The organism is Stenotrophomonas sp. HMSC10F07 (assembly GCF_001807895.1).
GTDB classification, from domain to species: Bacteria; Pseudomonadota; Gammaproteobacteria; order Xanthomonadales; family Xanthomonadaceae; genus Stenotrophomonas; species Stenotrophomonas sepilia.
This window is the reverse complement of the sequence record NZ_KV791361.1, coordinates 27,413-45,608: the sequence shown is the minus strand read 5'-3', so window position 1 is coordinate 45,608 and position 18,196 is coordinate 27,413. Positions and strand designations below refer to the sequence as shown.

Below are 18,196 nucleotides of genomic sequence, written 5' to 3'. Positions count from 1 at the left end.
CCCTCACCCGCAACATGAGGCATTGACGATGGCGTGGTACACCGAAGCAGCGCACCTGCAGGCAGAGAAGGTCACACAGGTATGGACTGACACGCATGGCCCGGCCGAGAAGGTCCAGGCGTCAGGCATCTATCGGTGCAAGGGCTGCAAGCGTGAAGTGACGTGCAACAAGAACGATCCATTCCCGCCCCAATCCCATCACCAGCACGCGCCCCACGAGGGCGACATCCGCTGGAAGCTGATCGTGCGCACCAACACCGACGGCATCTGATACAAAAAGGGGACGGAGGGGATTAAGTCGTTTTTGCCTCAAAGGGGCGAAAGCGACTTAATCCCCTCCGTCCCCTTTTTGGGGAATCAGCGCCGGCTGATGGTGAAGGCGGCGCCGTCCACGCCCAGGTCCCAGCCCTTGCCGGTACCGGACAGGGCCAGCGAGATGTCGCCCTTGGTCATCACCTGCGCGTTGCTGGACTTCACGGCACCCGCATGCGCGCCGACCGAGGCGTAGGTGCCCAACAGCTCGTTGACGCTGACGGCGCCAGTGAAGCTGCCACGGCCATTGGTGATCTTCGACTTGCCCACAGTGAGGCCGCCGCCCTTCACTTCGATGCGCACCGGCAGGCTGGAGCCGTTGCTGCAGCTCACGGTGCCATTGCCGGAGGCGGTCTTGTAGATCAGCGACCAGCCGGACAGGTTGTAGCGCAGCTGGCAATCAAGATTGCCGGCGGCGTGCGCGGCCGGGGCCAGCGTCGCAGTAGACAGGGCCAGCAGCAGGGCGAAGGGCTTGTTCATGGCAGGACTTCCAGTTCGGTCGGACTGCCGGCGAATCTAGCAGCGCGCGCGTGCACGTTGGATGCAGGCGCGCGCGCTGGTGCGGCGGTGTTCAGGCCGTGGCTCAGGCCTGTTCGTCCAGGTGGAAGGCATCGGCATCGAGCATCGCCGGGAAACGCGCGCGATGCGCGGCCAAGGCATCGGCCGAGATGGTGGTGGTCACCACCTGTTCGCGTTCGCGGATCTCCACCTGCGGCTGGCCGAGGAAGTCGATCACCGCGCTGTCGCCGGCGTAGTGCAACTGGTTGCCGTCCACGCCGACGCGGTTTACCGCCGCCACGAAGCACAGGTTCTCGATCGCGCGCGCGCGCAGCAAGGTCTTCCATGCATAGGCGCGCGCCGACGGCCAGTTGGCCACGAAGATCTGCAGATCGAAGTCCAGCTGCTGCGGACGCTCGACGTTGTAGCGGTTGCGGCAGAACACCGGGAAGCGCAGGTCGTAGCAGACCTGCGGATTGATCCGCCAGCCCTTCCATTCCACGCTCAGGCGCTCACGGCCGGCGGCATAACGCTCGTGCTCGCCGCCGTAGCGGAACAGGTGGCGCTTGTCGTAGTACTGCAGCCCGCCATCAGGCGTGGCGAACAGCAGGCGGTTGTAGACGCCCTCGCCGTCGCGCAGCTGCACGCTGCCGATCACCGCGGCATTCAAGGCCTTGGCCTGCTCGCGCACCCAGGCCACGGTCGGGCCGTCCATGCCTTCGGCCTGGGCAATGGCCTCGTTGGAGAAACCACTGGTGAAGGTCTCCGGCAGGATCAACAGGTCGGTGCTGCCGGCCAGCGGCGCCAGCAGCGCGCCATAATAGGCACGGTTGCCGGCCGGGTCGTGCCAGCGGGTGTCGCCCTGGACGAGGGAAATGCGCAGGTCCTGCATGTCTACGCCTCCGCTCACAGCAGGCGCAGGCGTTCGATCGCCGCGTCCATGGTCGCTTCGTTCTTGGCGAAGCACAGGCGCACCAGGCGCTGGCCGGCCGGAGGAGTCTCGTAGAACGGCGACAGCGGGATGGCGGTCACGCCCTTCTCGATGGTCAGCCACTTCACGAACTCATGATCCGGCAGGTCGCTGATGGCCGAGTAGTCGACCAGCTGGAAGTAGCCACCCGGTACCGGCAGCGCCTTCAGGCGGGTGCTGGCCAGCTGCTCGCGGAAGCGGTCGCGCTTGGCCTGGTAGAACGCGCCCAGTTCCAGGTGGTGTTCCGGCTCATCGCGGATCATCGCGGCGAAACCGTACTGCGCCGGGCCGAAGCTGGTGAAGGTGTTGTACTGGTGCACCTTGCGGAACTCGGCGGTCAGCGCCGGCGGCGCGATCGCATAGCCGATCTTCCAGCCGGTGCAGTGGTAGGTCTTGCCGAAGCTGGAGATCACGAATGCGCGCTCGCGCAGCTCCGGGTAGCGCAGCGCCGACTCATGGCGACGGCCGTCGTAGATGATGTGCTCATACACTTCATCGGAAATCAGGTAGATCTGCGTGCCGCGCAGCAGTTCGGCCAGCGCCTGCATGTCCTGCGCCGACAGCATCGCGCCGGACGGATTGTGCGGGGTGTTGACGATCAACATGCGGGTGCGCGGGGAGATCGCTGCACGCACGCGATCCCAATCGACGGCGAAGGTCTGCGGATCGAGCGACACATGCACCGCCTTGGCGCCGGCCAGGTCGATCGCCGGCTCGTAGCAGTCGTAGGCCGGGTCGAGCACGATCACTTCCTCGCCCGCACGCACCACAGCGTGGATGGCGTTGAAGATGGCCTCGGTGCCGCCGCTGGTGACGGTGATCTCGCTGTCCGCATCCACCCGCGCGCCGTAGCAGTCCAGCGCCTTCTGCGCGATGGCCTGGCGCAGCGGGGCCACGCCGGTCATCGGCGGGTACTGGTTCAGCCCGGCGGCCATCGCCTTGGCAGTCTCATCGATCAGGCGCTGCGGCGCGGAAAAGTCCGGGAAACCCTGGCCCAGGTTGACCGCGCCGTGTTCGGCGGCGAGCTGGGACATCACGGTGAAGATCGTGGTACCGACCTTGGGCAGCTTGGTGGTGGGTTGCATCGGCCTGGAGTCTGGGGGAACGAGGCCCAGAAGTGTACGAAATCCACGCTGCGACTGTGGGTTCAGCCGGTAGCGCCGGGTCATGCCCGGCGGCTCTTTGCATATGCCTTGCGGCCGCCGGGCATGGCCCGGCGCTACCGGGACAGCATTCACCGCTACAATTGCGACCGCACTCCGGCATGAAGACCCCTGCCCCTTGAACACCCCTGCATTGCTGGCCGCCAGCGGCCTGAGCTTCTCCCGCAATGACGAGCCGGTGTTCGGCCCGCTGGACTTCCATGTGGACGCGGGTGAAGCCCTGCTGGTGCAGGGTGGCAACGGCGCCGGCAAGACCACCCTGCTGCGCGTTCTGGCCGGCCTGGCCCGGCCCGGCGCCGGCCAGGTGCGGATCGACGGCAAGCCGGCCAGCAACGCAGAGCGTGCGCGCTATGTCGCCTATCTCAGCCATCTGCCGGCGCTGAAGCCGGACCTCGGCACGCTGGAAAACTTGCATTTCCTGTGTGGCCTGCACGGCCGCCGTGCGCGCCAGATGCCCGGCAACGCGCTGGCCATCGTCGGCCTGGCCGGCTATGAGGACACCCTGGTACGACATCTGTCGGCCGGACAGAAGCGGCGGCTGGCACTGGCGCGCATCTGGCTGTCGCCGGCGCCGCTGTGGCTGCTCGACGAACCCTATGCCAACCTCGACCTGGAGGGCATCACCCTGGTCAACCGGATGATTTCGGCGCACCTGCGCGCCGGGGGCGCTGCGCTGGTCACCACCCATGGCGCCTATGCCGCACCGCCGGTGCGCACCCGCCAGCTCGACCTCGGCGGTGCCGCATGATCGCGCCGGGTACCGAACCAGGCCTGTGGCAGACCGCAGGCGCCCTGCTCAAGCGCGACCTGCGCCTGCTCTGGCGCCGCCGCGGCGATGCGCTGCAGCCGCTGCTGTTCGCCGTGCTGGTGGTGGTGCTGTTCGCGCTGGCGCAGGGTCGTGAGCCGCAACTGCTGGCCGCCACCGCAGGCGCAGTGCTGTGGCTGGCGGTGCTGCTGGCCGGGCAACTGTCGCTGGATTCACTGTTCCGTTCCGACGCCGAAGATGGCTCGCTGGAGCAGTGGCTGCTGGCGCCGGTGCCGCTGGCCTGGCTGGTACTGGTGCGCGTGCTGCTGCACTGGGCCACCACGGCACTGCCGCTGATCGTGGTCAGCCCGCTGCTGGCCGAAATGCTGCATCTGCCGCATGACCAGCTGCCGATGTTGCTGGCATCGTTGCTGCTGGGCACGCCCTTGCTGAGCCTGATCGGTGGCGTGGTCGCCGCACTGACCGTTGGCATCCGGCGCTCTGGTATTCTCGTGGCGCTGCTGTCGTTGCCGCTGTACGTGCCGGTGCTGGTGTTCGGCGCAGGCAGCCTGGCTGCGGCCGGGCGCGGGCAGGATCCGGTCGGTGCGCTGCTGATGCTGGGCGCCGGCCTGCTGGTCGCGCTGGTGCTGGCGCCGCTGGCCACCGCCGCTGCAATACGTATTTCTCTGAGTTGACCGAGCTGAGAGCCAATCCACCCCTGCTGGATAGCCGCCACGCATGAATCCGATTGTCCGCTGGTTCCACCAACTCAGTTCGCCTCCCACGTTCGACCGTTTCGCTGCCCGCTGGTCGCGGGTGTTCTACCTTGCTGCAGTGCCGGTGCTGCTGGTCGGCATGTGGCAGGCGCTGCTGGTGGTGCCGCCTGAAGCCAAGCAGCTGGACAGCTTCCGGATCCTCTACATCCACGTGCCCAGTGCCTGGATGAGCCTGTTCGTGTTCGCGCTGATGGCGCTGTATGCCGCGATCGCGCTGATCTGGCGGATCAAGGTCTGCGAGATCCTGGCCATGGCCTGCGCGCCGATGGGCGCCGGCTTCACCCTCATCACCCTGCTGACCGGCAGCATCTGGGGCAAGGGCACCTGGGGCACCTGGTGGGACTGGGACCCGCGCATGACCAGCGAACTGGTACTGCTGTTCCTGTATCTGGGCGTGATCGGCCTGTACCACGCCATCGAAGACCGCCGCAGCGCCGCGCGCGCCGCTGGCCTGCTGGCCATTGTAGGTGTCAGCCTGCTGCCGGTGATCCGCTATTCGGTGGACTGGTGGGGTGGCCTGCACCAGCGCCAGTCGATCAGCGTGTTCGGTGAATCGGCGATCAGCAGCGCGATGATCGCGCCGCTGTGGTGGATGGTGATCGGCACCAAGTTCTGGTTCGCCGGTTCGGTGCTGGCCAAGGCCCGCGCCGACAATCTCGACCGCGAGGCCGGCAAGGCCTGGGTCGGCGGCCGTGTCGATGCCGCGCGCGCCTCCCGGGAGGCCCAGCCATGACCCACCTGCCCTATGTGATCGGCGCCTACGCCGTATTCGTGCTGGTACTCAGCGCCGATGCCCTCGGTTCGTGGCTGCGCCTGCGCGTGGCGCGCCGGCTGGCACTGGCCCGCCAGCAGCGGCAGCAGACCCGCGCTGGCAGGCAGGACGCGGCGACGACGCTGTCGACGGAGCTGGAACGATGACCCCGGTGCAGCGTCGCCGCCTGGTGTGGGTGCTGCTGGCCCTGCTCGCCTCCGGCCTGGCCACCGCGCTGGTGGCGATGGCGCTGGAGCGCAACATCGCCTACCTGTACACCCCTTCGGAAGTGCTGCGCGGCGATGTCGATGCACAGTCGCGTTTCCGCTTGGGCGGCATGGTGGTGAAGGGCTCCTTCAACCGCCCGGTGGGCTCGCTTGAGGCGCGCTTCGAGGTGACCGACGGCGATGCACAGCTGGCGGTGACCACCTCGCGGATCCTGCCGGACATGTTCGCCGAAGGCACCGCGGTGGTCGCCAGTGGCCGCCTGCAGGACGGTGTCTTCGTCGCCGACGAAGTGCTGGCCAAGCACGATGAGAAGTACGTGCCGAAGGAAGTGGCCGACAAGATGGGCGATGCCCATCGCAAGCACGACGTGCCGGTGACGGCCCCCGGGGTGCGCTGAGTGCTGCCCGAACTGGGTCAGATCCTGCTGTTGTGTGCGTTGCTGGCCTCGCTGCTGCAGGCCGGCCTGCCGCTGGTCGGTGCGCATCGCAACAACGCGGCATGGATGGCAGTGGCGCGGCCTGCCGCCTTCGCGCAGCTGCTGCTGTTGGCCGGCGCCTTCGCGGTGCTGACCGCCGCGTTCGTGCAGCAGGATTTCTCGGTGCGCTACGTGGCCGAGAACTCCAATTCGCTGCTGCCGCTGATCTACCGTTATTCGGCGGTGTGGGGCGCGCATGAGGGCTCGCTGCTGATGTGGGCGCTGGTGCTGGCATTGTGGACCGGCGCGGTGGCGCTGTTCTCGCGGCACCTGCCGGCACCGGTGCAGGCGCGCGTGCTGGCAGTGATGGGCGTGGTCAGCGTCGGCTTTCTCGCCTTCCTGATCTTCACCTCCAATCCGTTCCTGCGCCTGAACCCGGCGCCGCTGGAAGGCCGCGACCTCAACCCACTGCTGCAGGACCCGGGGCTGATCATCCATCCGCCGATGCTGTACCTGGGCTACGTAGGCTTCGCGGTGCCCTTCGCCTTCGCGGTTGCCGCGCTGCTGGAAGGTCGCGTGGATGCGCGCTGGCTGCGCTGGACGCGGCCGTGGACCAACGTCGCCTGGGGCTTTTTGACCCTGGGCATCGCACTGGGCAGCTGGTGGGCCTACTACGAGCTGGGTTGGGGCGGCTGGTGGTTCTGGGACCCGGTGGAAAATGCCAGCTTCATGCCGTGGCTGGTCGGTGCGGCACTGATCCATTCACAGGCCGTCACCGAAAAACGGGGCACCTTCGGCAGCTGGACCCTGCTGCTGGCGATCGCTGCGTTCGCGCTGTCGCTGCTGGGCACCTTCCTGGTGCGCTCGGGCGTGCTGACCAGCGTGCATTCGTTCGCCGCCGATCCCTCGCGCGGCCTGTTCATCCTGGTGTTCCTGTCGGTGCTGGTCGGTGGCAGCCTGCTGCTGTACGCGCTGCGGGCCAGCCAGCTGAGCGTGGACGCCGAGGACCCACGTCGTGGCTTCACCGCCACCTCGCGCGAGACCCTGCTGCTGGCCAACAACCTGCTGCTGGCCACCGCCTGCGCGATGGTACTGCTCGGCACGCTGTACCCGCTGCTGGCCGATGCGCTGTCGCTGGGCAAGATCTCGGTCGGCCCGCCCTACTTCGGCAGCCTGTTCCTGCTGCTGATGGCGCCGATGATCCTGTTGCTGCCGTTCGGCCCGCTGGTGAAATGGCAGCGTGACCAGCCCTCGCGCGCCTTCGCGTTGCTGGCACCCTGGCTGGGCCTGTCGCTGCTGCTGGGCGCGCTGGCCTGGTGGCAGGCACCGCAGAATGGCTGGAAGGCCGGCATCGGCGTCGCCGCTGCGGCCTGGGTCGCACTCGGCACCGGGCGCTTCGTCTGGCAGCGCCTGCGTGGCAATGGCCGCTTCACCGCCGAAATGCTCGGCATGATCATCGCCCACGCCGGCATCGCCGTGTTCCTGGCGGGTGCGCTGCTGGTGGAAGCGCTGAACGTGCAACGCGAAGTGGCGCTGGCGCCTGGCCAGCAGCTGGTGATCGGTCGCCACGAAGTGCGCTTCGAGGGCGTGGACCATCGCGAAGGCCCCAACTTCATCGCCGACCGCGGCCACCTGCGCGTGTTCCTCGACGGCCGCGAGCTGGCCCTGCTGCATCCGGAGAAGCGCCAGTACGCCAGCGGCGGCCAGGTGATGACCGAGGCCGGCATCGATGCACGCTTCGACGGCGATGTCTACGTGGCATTGGGCGAGCCGCTGGGCAACAATGCATGGGCGGTACGGGTGCACATCAAGCCGTTCGTGCGCTGGATCTGGCTGGGCGCGCTGCTGATGGCCCTGGGCGGATTCATCACCGCCGCCGACCGCCGTTTCCGTCGTCCGTAGGAGTTCCCATGTCCGAGTCCCCCGCCCCGCGCCCCTCCCGCCCGCTGCCGCCGGTAGCCATCGTGATCGGCGTGCTGTTCTTCTTCGGCCTGCTCGGGCTGATGATCTACGGGGTGATGAAATCGGGCGACCCGCAGCGCGACGTGCTTCCGTCGGCACTGATCGACAAGCCGGCGCCGGCCTTCGCGCTGCCGGTATTGCATGACCCGGAAATGATCGTACACAGCGACGACCTGCGCGGTGCGCCCTATCTGCTGAACGTCTGGGGCAGCTGGTGCGCGGCCTGCCGCGAAGAACATCCGGTGCTGACCCGCTTTGCCGAGAGCAAGCGCGTGCGCGTGATCGGCTACAACTGGAAGGATGATCCGAAGGACGCGCTGCACTGGCTGGAACAGCTGGGCAACCCGTTCATGGTGGTGCTCAGTGACGTCGAGGGCCGCACCGCGATCGACTGGGGCGTGACCGCCGCACCGGAGACGTTCCTGGTCGATGGCAGTGGCATCGTGCGCTGGAAGTACAGTGGCGCGATGACCCAGCGCGTGGTCGACGAGAAGCTGATCCCGGCACTGCAGAAGATCGAGAAGGCCCAGGGCAGTGCCGGCAACACCCTGCATACGGCGCCCTGAGCCGATGCGCTGGCTGCTGGCGCTGCTGCTCCTGATGGTGCCGCTGGCCGCGCTGGCCCAGCAGCCGCTGCACGATCCGCAGCCGCTGCAGTTCCGCGATGATGCCGAGGAACGCCGCTTCCATGACCTGGCCGCGCAGCTGCGCTGCGTGCAGTGCCAGAACCAGTCGCTGGCCGATTCCAATGCGCAGATCGCGCAGGACCTGCGCCGCGAGGTGCTGCAGCTGATGCAGCAGGGCCACGACGACGCACAGATCAAGCAGTTCCTGGTCGCCCGCTACGGTGAGTTCGTGCTCTATCAACCACCGTTGCAGCCGGGCACCTGGCTGCTGTGGGGCGGTCCCCTGCTGATGCTCGGCGCCGGTGCACTGGTGGTGCTGGGCATCGTCCGCCGACGTGGACGCACCGTCGGCGCGGCACCGGCCGGCAAGGCCGATGAAGGAGACGAATGGTGAACCATTGGCTGCCGGTGCTGGCCGGCCTGGTTGCTGCGCTGATGGCAGCACTGGTGCTGTGGCCGTTGCGCCACCAAGGTCGTCGCGGTTTCGTGGTCGGCGTGTTCGCACTGGGCGTGGCCGGTGCCTGCCTGTACCTGCTGGTCGGTGATCCGCGTGCAGCACAGGTGCAGCCGACGCCGTCGATAGCCACCCTGCGCGATGGCGTGCAGGCCCTGCAGGATGCACTGAAGCGCGACCCTCAGCGTGCCGATGGCTGGGCATTGCTCGGGCGTTCGCAGGCCGAACTGGGCAATGCCTCAGCTGCGGCAGACGCCTTCGCGAAGGCCGCCGAATTGGCACCGGATGATCCGGGCGTGCTGGTGGAAGCCGCGCAGGCGCGCGCGCAGGCTGATGCCGGCAAGCAGTTCGACGACACCGCGATGGCCTGGTTGCAGCAGGCACGTACACAGGCCCCCGACGCCGAGCGCGCCAGCTGGCTGCTGGGCATCGCCCTGCGGCAGCGCGGAAAGAACGCCGAGGCTGCGGACGTGTGGAGCGGCCTGCTGCCGCGACTGGAACCGGGTGCCGCGCGGGCGCTGCAGGCGCAGATCGCGATTGCCCGCGAGGCCGCTGGCCAGGCGCCCGATGCTGGCGCTGCGGCGCCAGCGGCGCTGCTGCAGGTGCGCGTGCAGCTGCCGGCACTGAAGAACGCCGACTGGCCAGCCAGCACCCAGGTGTTCGTACTGGCGCGCGCCGTGGATGGACCGCCGATGCCGGTGGCCGCTCGCAAGCTGCCGCTGGCCGGCTTCCCGGCCACGATTGCGCTGGGCGACGGTGACAGCCCGATGCCAACCGCACCGCTGTCGGCCCATCGCGAAGTGGAAGTGCTGGCACGCATCTCGCGCAGCGGCAGCGCCAACCGCAGCGAGGATGACCTGCAGAGCGTTCCGGTGAAGGTAAGCCTGCCGCATGAAGGCGTGGTGGAACTGCGGTTTCCCTGACCTGTAGAGCCGAGCCCCTGCTCGGCTGCCAAATGCCAGGAAACCAACGGCAGCCGAGCAGGGGCTCGGCTCTACAGTAGATCCACGCCATGCGTGGATACGGGCACCGATGGAAGCCAGCGTGTCGCCAGCTCCACATGCGGCCCCGCTAGAATGCCCGCATGACTGAATTCATCCCGCCCGGCACCCGCTTCCACGCTCTGCCCTCGCCCTTCCCGTTCAAGCGCGGTGGCGCCCTGCATGGCGCACGGGTGGCCTACGAGACCTGGGGAACTCTGGCCGCCGATGCCAGCAATGCGATCCTGATCGTGACCGGCCTGTCGCCGGATGCGCATGCGGCGGCCAACGAGGCCAACCCGGCACCGGGCTGGTGGGAAGCGATGGTTGGCCCCGGCAAGCCGATCGATACCAACCGCTGGTTCGTGGTGTGCGTGAATTCGCTGGGCAGCTGCAAGGGCTCGACCGGCCCCGCTTCGCTCAACCCGGCCACGGGCGAACCGTATCGCCTGGGCTTCCCCGAGCTGTCGGTCGAAGACGGCGCCCGCGCCGCCGTCGACGTCGTGCGTGCACTGGGCATCGAGCGACTGGCCTGCGTGGTCGGCAACTCGATGGGCGGCATGACGGCCCTTGCCATCCTGATGCTGCATCCGGGCATCGCGCGCAGCCACGTCAACATTTCCGGCAGCGCGCAGGCGTTGCCGTTCTCGATCGCGATCCGCTCGCTTCAGCGCGAGGCGATCCGCCTTGACCCGCGCTGGAATGGCGGCCACTACGACGATGCCGAGTACCCCGAGTCCGGCATGCGCATGGCGCGCAAGCTGGGCGTGATCACCTACCGCTCCGCACTGGAGTGGGATGGCCGCTTCGGCCGCGTACGGCTGGATTCGGACCAGACCGACGACGATCCGTTCGGCCTGGAATTCCAGGTGGAAAGCTATCTGGAAGGCCACGCACGGCGCTTCGTGCGTTTCTTCGATCCGAACTGCTACCTGTACCTGAGCCGCTCGATGGACTGGTTCGACCTGGCCGAGTATGCCGACGGCGACGTGCTGGCCGGGCTCGCGAAGATCCGGGTGGGGAAGGCGCTGGCGATCGGCGCCAACACCGACATCCTGTTCCCCGTGCAGCAGCAGCAACAGATTGCCGATGGCCTGCGCGCCGGCGGTGCCGATGCGCACTTCATCGGCCTGGAATCGCCGCAGGGCCACGACGCCTTCCTCGTCGATTTCGAGCGTTTCGGCCCGGCCGTGCGCGGCTTCCTCGACGCGCTGTAAGTGGCGTGGCGGCGTAATCTCGCGCTGGCTGCTTTCGGCGCGTTGGCTGCATTGATGATCAGCGGCGTGCTGCCGCTGTGGCTGGGTGGGTGGTGCCTGCTCGCCAGCGCGGTGTCGTTCGGCCTCTATGGCCATGACAAGCGCGCGGCGCAGCGAAAGCAGTGGCGGATTCCCGAACGCACGCTGCAGCTGCTGGCGTTCGCCGGCGGCTGGCCCGGCGCGCTGCTGGGCCAGGCGATGTTCCGCCACAAGCATCGCAAGGCCGCGTTCCAATGGGTGTTCTGGCTGTGCGTGCTGGCCAACGTGGCCTCGATCGCGGTACTGCTGCGCGAGTTCTCGCGGTAACCGTTCGAATGGGTAGTGCCGGCCGCTGGCCGGCAAGGTCATGATGTTCGACGCGGATGCGTGGTTGCCGGCCAGCGGCCGGCACTACCGGGGTGTTTTCACGCTTCGCGCTCCAACACCCCATCACGCAACCGGTACTGCGCATCGACCACGCCTTCGGGCAGGTCGTCGTGGGTGATCATCAACAGGCTGCGCCCGTCCAGCAACCCGGATAGATCCTGCAGCAGCGCACGTGCGGTATCCACGTCCAACCCTTCGGTTGGTTCGTCCAGCAGCAGGATCGGCGCGTTGCGCAGCAGTGCCCGCGCCAGCGCCAGCCGTCGCGCCTGGCCGGCCGACATCGTCGCGCCGTTCTCGCCCACCCAGGCCTGCAGGCCACCGTTGCGCTCGGCCCAGTCGCCCAGGCGCACGCGACGGAGGACCGCCCACAAGGCGGCGTCGCTGGCATCGGGATCGCCCAACCGCAGGTTTTCTGCCACGCTGCCGGCAAACACCGGTGCGTTCTGTGGCAGCCACGCCAGTTGCTGGTGCCACTCAGCCTGGGCGACGTCGCGCAGATCGCGGCCACCATAGGTGATTCGCCCCTGCTGCGGATCCCACAGCCGCAGCAGCAGGCTGGACAGCGTGGTCTTGCCACTGCCGCTGTCGCCGCGGATGGCAATGCGTTCGCCTGGCGCCAGGGTCAGCTGGAGGCCGGTCAGCACCGGCCGCGCCGCGCCCGGCCACTGGAAATGCACATTGTCCCAATGCACGCGCGCGGCTTGCGGCACCGGCTGTGGCACCTGCGGATCGTCCACCGTCGGCGGTTGCTCGATGATCGCCTGCAGGCGATCGGCGGCAATGCGCCCGGACTGCAGCGACTGCCAGGCCAGGCCCATGCCGGCCCACAGTTCGATCAACGCCACGGTCAGGAACACGAGGCCCGCCGCCATCTCCGGCGCAATGCGCTGCTGTTCGGCGGCGGACAGGGCCAGCGCCAGCATCGCCACCAGGCCCAGCCCCGCCACCAGGCCGTGCAGGGTCGAGGCCGCGATCAGGCGCCAACGGCGGCGGCGGTCGCGCGAGGCCAGCTGCTTGGCTGCCACGCGCACCTTCAGCTGCCACGCGGCATCGGCATGCAGCGCGGCCAGATCTCCCGCCCCTTCCAACCCTTCAAAGGCCGCGGTGCGCAATGCGGCGCGATGCGCGGCGCGGTCCGCTTCTTCCTCATCGTGGCCCCGCACGCCCAGCCACGGCACGCCCAAGGCGATCAGCAGCGCCAGTACCGCCAGCAGGACTGCCGCCGACGGCAGGATCAGCGCAGCCGATGCAACCGCCACCACCGACAGCGCACCCAGCGCCACCAGCGGCCCGATCGCCCGTACCAGCAGGCCATCCACTTCGCCGATGTCGCCCAGCAGGCGCGCCAGCAGCTCCCCGGTGCGCGTAGCCCCCAGCCGTGCCGGCGCCAGTGGCAGCGCGCGGCGGAAGAACCAGACGCGCAGATCGCGGGCGATGCGCAGGGTGGCATCGTGGCCCACCAGCTTTTCGAAGTAGCGCGACACGATGCGCGCCAGGGTCAAGCCACGGATACCCGCAGACGGCGAGAAGAAATTGAATCCCTGCCCCAGGCCTGCGGCACCGGCCAGCGCGGCCGCGGTGAGGAAACCACCGGACAGGCCCAGCAATGCAGTGCCGGCCAGCATCGTGGTCCACAACAACAGGATCGTCAGCAACAGGCGCGGACGATGGCGCAGGAACACCGCGCGCAGCGAATCGGGCGAACGGCTCATGCGCGCACCGCCTGTGCCGGTTCCACCAGGCGGCCTTCCGGCAACAGCAGGCAACGATCGGCCCAGGCGATCACCGCCGGGCTGTGGGTGGCGACCACCACGCTGCGGCCACGTGCATATGCCGCCAGGCTGCGCAGCAATGCCGCTTCGGTATCGGCATCCAGGAACGCGGTGGGTTCGTCCAGCAGCAGCACCTGCGGATCACGCAGCAGGAGACGGGCCAGGCCGATGCGACGCGCCTCACCACCGGACAGGCCGAAGCCACGTTCGCCGATCACCGTATCCAGCCCCTGCGGCAGGCGCTGCGCAAACTGCAATACCTGCGAAGCCTCGGCCACCGCGCGCAGGCGCGCATCGCTGGCGCCGGGATCGGCCAGGCGCAGGTTGTCGGCGATGCTGCCGTGGAACAGGTACGGACGCTGGCTGGCATAGGCCACCTGCACGCCGGGACGCACCTGCAGCTTGCCGGCACGCGGTGGCAGCCAACCGGCCAGCGCCTCCAGCAACGTACTCTTGCCGGCACCGCTGGGACCGACCAGGGCCAGGCGCTGGCCCGGTTCCAGCAGCACGTCCAGATCCTGCAGCACATCGTGCGGCGCGCCCAGCGGACGCAGCACCAGCCCCTGTGCCCGCAGCGGCGGCAGCGCGGCCTCGGCCGGTTCCACCGCCAGCGGCGCAGCTTCGTTCTCGATCAGGCCCTGCTCATCGGGCAGCGACTGCAGCAGGCGCTCCACCTCGGCAGCGGCAGCCAGGGCATTGGCACGGTCGTGGTAGTGCGCGGCCAGCCGTCGCAGCGGCGCATAGAATTCCGGCGCCAGCAGCAGGCAGAACAGGCCCGCCCCCAGCGTCGGTACCGCTGCATGCAGCGACATCATGCCCAGATAGCTCAGCCCGAGGTACAGGGCGACCATCGCCACGCTGACCGAGGCGAAGAACTCCAGCACCGTGGACGACAGGAAAGCGATGCGCAGAACCTTCAGGGTGCGCACGCGCACGCCTTCGGCAGCTGCCTCGATCCCCTCCAGCTCAGCCTCGCCGCGGCCATACAGGCGCAGCAGGCCCAGGCCCTTGATGCGATCGGCGAAATGGCCGCTCATCCGCGCCAGCTCACCCAGCTGCGCGCGGCCGGCCGCTTCGGCCCCCCAGCCCACCAGCATCATGAAGAACGGTACCAACGGTGCAGTGAACAGCAGGATCAGCGCCACCACCCAGTCGACCCAGGCTACGGCGGCCAGGATCAGCAGCGGCACCACCACCACTTCGGTGCGTACCGGCAGGAAACCGCTGTAATAGCTCTCGATCGCATCAGCGTGATGCAGCATCAGTTCGCCCAGTTCGCCGGTGCGGCGCTGGCGCAGCCACAGCGGCCCATGGCCAAGCAGGCGTCCGAACACGCGTTCACGCAGGGCCAACCGCGCGGCATCGGCCACATCACCGGCGGCGGCCTGGGTGGCGCTGCCCAGCAGCGTGCGCGCCACCAGGATCGCCGCCAGACCGCCCAGCACCGGCAACCCCGAGGCCAGCGGCGCGCGCTCCACCAGCACCTGCTGCACCAGCCAGGCGATGGCGGCCGCCTGGCCGATCAACAGGGCACCGGACAGGCTGATGCACAGTGCCGCCAGCCGCTGGCGGCCTCGAGCAGGCCGCGCCAGATCGGCCAGCCACGCGCTGCGGGCGCGCCGCTGGCGGGTCGTTTCGGCGTCCTGGGACAGGGCGACGGAGGAGGTTTCGGCAGCGCTCAAGGGGTCTTCACGGGCAACGGGGGAGACACGGCATTGTAGGCGCAGGCAATGGCCGGCCTCTGCGGCCAGCAGTCGCAGTCTTCATCAGGTTGGCATACGATCAACCGGGGCACCTGTTCATACATTGATCTGGATCAAGGCTGTTTGAAGTAGTCGGTCACATCATTCACGTCGTAGACCACCCTTCCCGCCACCTGCAACGGCACTATCCAACGAGGTAGCCAGGCCATGATTGATCAGACAGTCGTAGAACTGTCGCGGCTGCAATTCGCGCTGACCGCGATGTACCACTTCCTATTCGTACCGCTCACCCTCGGCCTGTCCTTCATGGTGGCCATCATGGAGAGCGTGTACGTGATGACCGGCAAGGAGATCTGGCGCAGGATGACCCTGTTCTGGGGCGTCCTGTTCGGCATCAACTTCGCCATGGGCGTCGCCACCGGCATCGTCATGGAGTTCCAGTTCGGCATGAACTGGTCCTACTACAGCCACTACGTCGGTGACATCTTCGGTGCGCCGCTGGCCATCGAAGGCCTGATGGCCTTCTTCCTGGAAGCCACCTTCGTCGGCCTGTTCTTCTTCGGCTGGAACCGCCTGACCAAGGTCAAGCACCTGATGGTGACCTGGCTGATGGCGCTGGGTACCAACCTGTCGGCGATCTGGATCCTGGTCGCCAACGGCTGGATGCAGAACCCGACCGGTGCGGTGTTCAACCCGGAAACCATGCGCATGGAAGTGGTCGACTTCATGGCGGTGGTGTTCAACCCGGTGGCGCAGGCCAAGTTCGTGCACACCGTCAGCGCCGGTTATGTGACCGGTGCGGTGTTCGTGATGGCGATCAGCGCCCTGTTCCTGCTGCGCAACAAGCACAAGGACCTGGCCCGTCGTTCGTTCGCGGTGGCCGCAGCGTTCGGCCTGCTGTCCTCGCTGTCGGTGGTGGTGCTGGGTGACGAGAGCGGTTACGCCGCCAGTGAACACCAGAAGATGAAGCTGGCCGCGATCGAAGCGATGTGGGAGACCGAGCGTGCGCCGGCCGACTTCACCGCCTTCGGCATCCCGAACCAGGACACCCACCAGAACGACTACGCGGTGAAGATCCCGTACCTGATGGGCCTGATCGCCACCCGTTCGTTGAACCAGCCGATTCCGGGCATCCTGGAACTGGTCGAGCGCGCCGAACACCGCGTGCGCGGTGGCCAGCTCGCCTACGGCGCGCTGGAACGCCTGCGTGCGAACAAGAACGACGTGGAAGCGCGCGAGATGTTCGACCGCCACTGGCAGGACCTGGGCCACGGCCTGCTGCTCAAGCGCTATCGCGATGACATCCTCAACGCCACCCCGCAGGAAATCTCGCAGGCGGCGATGGACACGGTGCCGCGCGTGATGCCGCTGTTCTGGACCTTCCGCGTGATGGCCGGCCTGGGGTTCTACCTGATCGCCTTCTTCGCGCTGGCCTTCTACTACTCGTGCCGCAACAACTTCCAGGACAAGCGCTGGTTCCTCAAGCTGGCCCTGTGGACGCTGCCGGCACCGTGGATCGCGATCGAGTGCGGCTGGTTCGTCGCCGAATACGGCCGCCAGCCGTGGGCGGTCGATGGCGTGCTGCCGACCTTCTATGCGGCATCGGGCCTGGCCCTGCATGAAATCGTGCTGACCCTGGCCGGCTTCACCGCGATCTACACCGCGCTGATCGTGGTCGAGATCAAGCTGATGCTCAAGGCGATCCGCAAGGGGCCGGACGAACTGCTGCCGTCGCTGCAGTCGCCCCAGCCGCATGCTTCCCACAATGCCTCGGCGCCGGCCGCCGGCCAGGCCTGAGGCAGGAGAACCAAGATGGATTTCATTCTTCTGGACTACACCACGCTGCGCGTGATCTGGTGGCTGCTGCTCGGCATCCTGCTGATCGGCTTCGCCGTGATGGATGGTTTCGACCTGGGCGTGGGCACCCTGCTGCCCTTCGTCGCCCGCACTGATGCCGAGCGCCGCCGGGTGATCAACACCATCGGCCCGGTCTGGGAAGGCAACCAGGTGTGGCTGATCCTGGGTGGCGGCGCGATCTTCGCCGCCTGGCCGCCGCTGTATGCGGTCAGCTTCTCCGGGTTCTACCTGGCGATGTTCGTGATCCTGTTCGCCCTGATCCTGCGTCCGGTCGGCTTCAAGTTCCGCAGCAAGATGCCCAGCGAACGCTGGCGCAACACCTGGGACTGGGCGCTGTTCATTGGTGGCTTCATTCCCGCACTGATCATGGGCGTGGCCGTGGGCAACGTGCTGTTGGGCGTTCCGTTCCATTTCGATGACAGCATGCGCATCTTCTACACCGGCTCGTTCTTCGGCCTGCTGATGCCCTTCGCGCTGCTGGCCGGCCTGCTCAGCGTCTCGATGCTGGTCGCCCACGGTGCGGCCATGCTGGTGATCAAGACCGACGGCCCGGTGGCCGAGCGTGCGGCCCGCTTCGGCAGCATCGCGGCAATCATCGCCTTCGTGCTGTTCGCAGTGGGTGGCGCCTGGGTGGCCTTCGGCCTGCCGGGTTACCAGATCACCTCGCAGGTGGTTACCGATGGCGCCACCAATCCGCTGCTGAAGACCGCCGAACTCGGCGCCGCCGGTGGCTGGATGCGCAACTACAGCGCGATGCCGGCCACGATCCTGGCCCCGCTGCTCGGCCTGGCGGGTCTGCTGGCCAGTGCGGTGCTGCTGCGTGCCCGTCGTGGTGGCCTGGCCTTCATCGCCTCCGGTGCGGCCATCGCCGGCATCATCCTGACCGTCGGCTTCGCCATCTTCCCGTTCCTGCTGCCGTCCTCGAGCCAGCCCACCTCCAGCCTGACCGTGTGGGATGCCTCGTCCAGCCACCTGACCCTGTGGATCATGCTGCTGGCCACGGCGGTGTTCCTGCCGATCATCCTCGCCTACACCACCTGGGTGTACCGCGTGCTGAAGGGCAAGACCACCACCGAAGAGATGGGCAACAACCCGAACGCCTACTGATTGCCGGTGTGCCGGCCGACGGTCGGCACACTCTTGAACAAAGGAGATTGACCATGTGGTACTTCGCCTGGATTCTCGGTGCCGGCCTCGCCTCGACGGTGGCCATCCTCAACGGCATGTGGTTCGAAGCCCGCGAGCAGAACCGCATCGAGAAAGAAAATCGTCGCTGAGCTGTAAAAAAACCTTGCCGCCCTGGCCTTCACACGGTATCTTAGGCGGCTCCTTCGGGGTGTAGCTCAGTCTGGTAGAGCGCTA

The 18,196-nt window shown here is 67.7% G+C and carries 20 protein-coding genes and 1 tRNA gene (1 of these 21 only partly in view); 16 read left to right on the top strand and 5 right to left on the bottom strand.

All coding sequences use genetic code 11. The annotated features are described in order from the left end of the window. Nucleotides 1–28: 28 nt before the first annotated feature. The gene (locus HMPREF3114_RS21435) at nucleotides 29–271 is read left to right on the top strand and encodes a hypothetical protein (protein WP_005417638.1); all 243 of its coding nucleotides are present in this window, start codon (nucleotides 29–31) and stop codon (nucleotides 269–271) included. A gap of 86 nt (nucleotides 272–357) precedes the next feature. On the opposite strand, the gene HMPREF3114_RS07515 is transcribed toward HMPREF3114_RS21435, so the two are convergent. From HMPREF3114_RS07515 to HMPREF3114_RS07505, 3 genes are all read right to left on the bottom strand, one after another. Further along, the gene (locus HMPREF3114_RS07515; RefSeq protein ID WP_053497861.1) at nucleotides 358–792 is read right to left on the bottom strand and encodes a hypothetical protein; all 435 of its coding nucleotides are present in this window, start codon (nucleotides 790–792) and stop codon (nucleotides 358–360) included. Nucleotides 793–895: 103 nt separating this feature from the next. After that, nucleotides 896–1,702, bottom strand: coding sequence for an amidohydrolase (locus HMPREF3114_RS07510; RefSeq protein ID WP_053497863.1), 807 nt, complete (start codon nucleotides 1,700–1,702; stop codon nucleotides 896–898). 14 nt (nucleotides 1,703–1,716) lie between these two features. Further along, a complete protein-coding gene (locus HMPREF3114_RS07505) occupies nucleotides 1,717–2,865 on the bottom strand; it encodes a pyridoxal phosphate-dependent aminotransferase (protein WP_053497865.1) in 1,149 nt (382 codons plus the stop codon). 196 nt (nucleotides 2,866–3,061) lie between these two features. Between HMPREF3114_RS07505 and ccmA the strand changes: the two genes are divergently transcribed. The 11 genes from ccmA (at nucleotide 3,062) to HMPREF3114_RS07450 (ending at nucleotide 11,442) form a co-directional block, all read left to right on the top strand. After that, the gene (ccmA, locus tag HMPREF3114_RS07500; protein ID WP_014037834.1) at nucleotides 3,062–3,691 is read left to right on the top strand and encodes a heme ABC exporter ATP-binding protein CcmA; all 630 of its coding nucleotides are present in this window, start codon (nucleotides 3,062–3,064) and stop codon (nucleotides 3,689–3,691) included. Then, on the top strand, nucleotides 3,688–4,383 hold the full coding sequence (ccmB, locus tag HMPREF3114_RS07495) for a heme exporter protein CcmB (RefSeq protein ID WP_006456616.1): 696 nt from the start codon (nucleotides 3,688–3,690) through the stop codon (nucleotides 4,381–4,383). Before ccmA ends, ccmB begins: the two co-directional genes overlap by 4 nt. A gap of 43 nt (nucleotides 4,384–4,426) precedes the next feature. Further along, entirely contained in the window at nucleotides 4,427–5,197 is a 771-nt protein-coding gene (gene ccmC, locus HMPREF3114_RS07490) for a heme ABC transporter permease CcmC (RefSeq protein WP_070489500.1), read from the top strand. Further along, nucleotides 5,194–5,382 carry a heme exporter protein CcmD gene (locus HMPREF3114_RS07485; protein ID WP_005417652.1) on the top strand — a complete coding sequence of 63 codons (189 nt, stop codon included), beginning with the start codon at nucleotides 5,194–5,196 and terminating at the stop codon, nucleotides 5,380–5,382. The genes ccmC and HMPREF3114_RS07485 overlap by 4 nt, the downstream gene beginning before the upstream one ends. Continuing rightward, entirely contained in the window at nucleotides 5,379–5,840 is a 462-nt protein-coding gene (gene ccmE / locus HMPREF3114_RS07480) for a cytochrome c maturation protein CcmE (RefSeq protein WP_053497867.1), read from the top strand. The genes HMPREF3114_RS07485 and ccmE overlap by 4 nt, the downstream gene beginning before the upstream one ends. Continuing rightward, on the top strand, nucleotides 5,841–7,760 hold the full coding sequence (locus tag HMPREF3114_RS07475; RefSeq protein WP_070489498.1) for a heme lyase CcmF/NrfE family subunit: 1,920 nt from the start codon (nucleotides 5,841–5,843) through the stop codon (nucleotides 7,758–7,760). An 8-nt stretch (nucleotides 7,761–7,768) separates the two neighbouring features. Then, nucleotides 7,769–8,386, top strand: a complete 618-nt coding sequence (locus HMPREF3114_RS07470; RefSeq protein WP_053497870.1) for a DsbE family thiol:disulfide interchange protein — start codon at nucleotides 7,769–7,771, stop codon at nucleotides 8,384–8,386. A 4-nt stretch (nucleotides 8,387–8,390) separates the two neighbouring features. Beyond that, nucleotides 8,391–8,840: a cytochrome c-type biogenesis protein gene (locus HMPREF3114_RS07465; protein ID WP_053497872.1), complete on the top strand. Its 450-nt coding sequence runs from the start codon at nucleotides 8,391–8,393 to the stop codon at nucleotides 8,838–8,840. Continuing rightward, nucleotides 8,834–9,823, top strand: coding sequence for a tetratricopeptide repeat protein (locus HMPREF3114_RS07460; protein WP_053497874.1), 990 nt, complete (start codon nucleotides 8,834–8,836; stop codon nucleotides 9,821–9,823). The genes HMPREF3114_RS07465 and HMPREF3114_RS07460 overlap by 7 nt, the downstream gene beginning before the upstream one ends. Nucleotides 9,824–9,984: 161 nt before the next feature. Further along, the gene (locus HMPREF3114_RS07455) at nucleotides 9,985–11,097 is read left to right on the top strand and encodes a homoserine O-acetyltransferase MetX (protein ID WP_053501041.1); all 1,113 of its coding nucleotides are present in this window, start codon (nucleotides 9,985–9,987) and stop codon (nucleotides 11,095–11,097) included. Continuing rightward, nucleotides 11,098–11,442 carry a DUF1294 domain-containing protein gene (locus tag HMPREF3114_RS07450; RefSeq protein ID WP_053501039.1) on the top strand — a complete coding sequence of 115 codons (345 nt, stop codon included), beginning with the start codon at nucleotides 11,098–11,100 and terminating at the stop codon, nucleotides 11,440–11,442. Between the two features lie 98 nt (nucleotides 11,443–11,540). On the opposite strand, the gene cydC is transcribed toward HMPREF3114_RS07450, so the two are convergent. Together cydC and cydD are read right to left on the bottom strand one after the other, a co-directional pair. Then, nucleotides 11,541–13,214, bottom strand: coding sequence for a thiol reductant ABC exporter subunit CydC (gene cydC / locus HMPREF3114_RS07445; RefSeq protein ID WP_053501037.1), 1,674 nt, complete (start codon nucleotides 13,212–13,214; stop codon nucleotides 11,541–11,543). Next, nucleotides 13,211–14,956, bottom strand: coding sequence for a thiol reductant ABC exporter subunit CydD (cydD, locus tag HMPREF3114_RS07440; protein ID WP_053501035.1), 1,746 nt, complete (start codon nucleotides 14,954–14,956; stop codon nucleotides 13,211–13,213). The genes cydC and cydD overlap by 4 nt, the downstream gene beginning before the upstream one ends. Nucleotides 14,957–15,184: 228 nt before the next feature. Between cydD and HMPREF3114_RS07435 the strand changes: the two genes are divergently transcribed. The 4 genes from HMPREF3114_RS07435 to HMPREF3114_RS07420 form a co-directional block, all read left to right on the top strand. Beyond that, entirely contained in the window at nucleotides 15,185–16,774 is a 1,590-nt protein-coding gene (locus HMPREF3114_RS07435; RefSeq protein ID WP_053501033.1) for a cytochrome ubiquinol oxidase subunit I, read from the top strand. Nucleotides 16,775–16,789: 15 nt separating this feature from the next. Further along, on the top strand, nucleotides 16,790–17,941 hold the full coding sequence (gene cydB, locus HMPREF3114_RS07430) for a cytochrome d ubiquinol oxidase subunit II (RefSeq protein WP_053501030.1): 1,152 nt from the start codon (nucleotides 16,790–16,792) through the stop codon (nucleotides 17,939–17,941). Nucleotides 17,942–17,994: 53 nt separating this feature from the next. Continuing rightward, nucleotides 17,995–18,111 carry a cytochrome bd-I oxidase subunit CydX gene (cydX, locus tag HMPREF3114_RS07425; RefSeq protein ID WP_005410354.1) on the top strand — a complete coding sequence of 39 codons (117 nt, stop codon included), beginning with the start codon at nucleotides 17,995–17,997 and terminating at the stop codon, nucleotides 18,109–18,111. A gap of 55 nt (nucleotides 18,112–18,166) precedes the next feature. Further along, nucleotides 18,167–18,196 (top strand) — tRNA-Ser (locus HMPREF3114_RS07420); it runs 52 nt beyond the window's last position.

Excerpts from the sequence above, each read along its gene's own strand:
- HMPREF3114_RS21435 (WP_005417638.1), top strand. The coding sequence starts at position 29 with ATGGCGTGGTACACCGAAGCAGCGCACCTGCAGGCAGAGAAGGTCACA.
- HMPREF3114_RS07515 (WP_053497861.1), bottom strand. The coding sequence starts at position 792 with ATGAACAAGCCCTTCGCCCTGCTGCTGGCCCTGTCTACTGCGACGCTG.
- HMPREF3114_RS07510 (WP_053497863.1), bottom strand. The coding sequence starts at position 1,702 with ATGCAGGACCTGCGCATTTCCCTCGTCCAGGGCGACACCCGCTGGCAC.
- HMPREF3114_RS07505 (WP_053497865.1), bottom strand. The coding sequence starts at position 2,865 with ATGCAACCCACCACCAAGCTGCCCAAGGTCGGTACCACGATCTTCACC.
- ccmB (WP_006456616.1), top strand. The coding sequence starts at position 3,688 with ATGATCGCGCCGGGTACCGAACCAGGCCTGTGGCAGACCGCAGGCGCC.
- ccmC (WP_070489500.1), top strand. The coding sequence starts at position 4,427 with ATGAATCCGATTGTCCGCTGGTTCCACCAACTCAGTTCGCCTCCCACG.
- HMPREF3114_RS07485 (WP_005417652.1), top strand. The coding sequence starts at position 5,194 with ATGACCCACCTGCCCTATGTGATCGGCGCCTACGCCGTATTCGTGCTG.
- ccmE (WP_053497867.1), top strand. The coding sequence starts at position 5,379 with ATGACCCCGGTGCAGCGTCGCCGCCTGGTGTGGGTGCTGCTGGCCCTG.
- HMPREF3114_RS07470 (WP_053497870.1), top strand. The coding sequence starts at position 7,769 with ATGTCCGAGTCCCCCGCCCCGCGCCCCTCCCGCCCGCTGCCGCCGGTA.
- HMPREF3114_RS07465 (WP_053497872.1), top strand. The coding sequence starts at position 8,391 with ATGCGCTGGCTGCTGGCGCTGCTGCTCCTGATGGTGCCGCTGGCCGCG.
- HMPREF3114_RS07460 (WP_053497874.1), top strand. The coding sequence starts at position 8,834 with ATGGTGAACCATTGGCTGCCGGTGCTGGCCGGCCTGGTTGCTGCGCTG.
- HMPREF3114_RS07455 (WP_053501041.1), top strand. The coding sequence starts at position 9,985 with ATGACTGAATTCATCCCGCCCGGCACCCGCTTCCACGCTCTGCCCTCG.
- cydC (WP_053501037.1), bottom strand. The coding sequence starts at position 13,214 with ATGAGCCGTTCGCCCGATTCGCTGCGCGCGGTGTTCCTGCGCCATCGT.
- HMPREF3114_RS07435 (WP_053501033.1), top strand. The coding sequence starts at position 15,185 with ATGATTGATCAGACAGTCGTAGAACTGTCGCGGCTGCAATTCGCGCTG.
- cydB (WP_053501030.1), top strand. The coding sequence starts at position 16,790 with ATGGATTTCATTCTTCTGGACTACACCACGCTGCGCGTGATCTGGTGG.
- cydX (WP_005410354.1), top strand. The coding sequence starts at position 17,995 with ATGTGGTACTTCGCCTGGATTCTCGGTGCCGGCCTCGCCTCGACGGTG.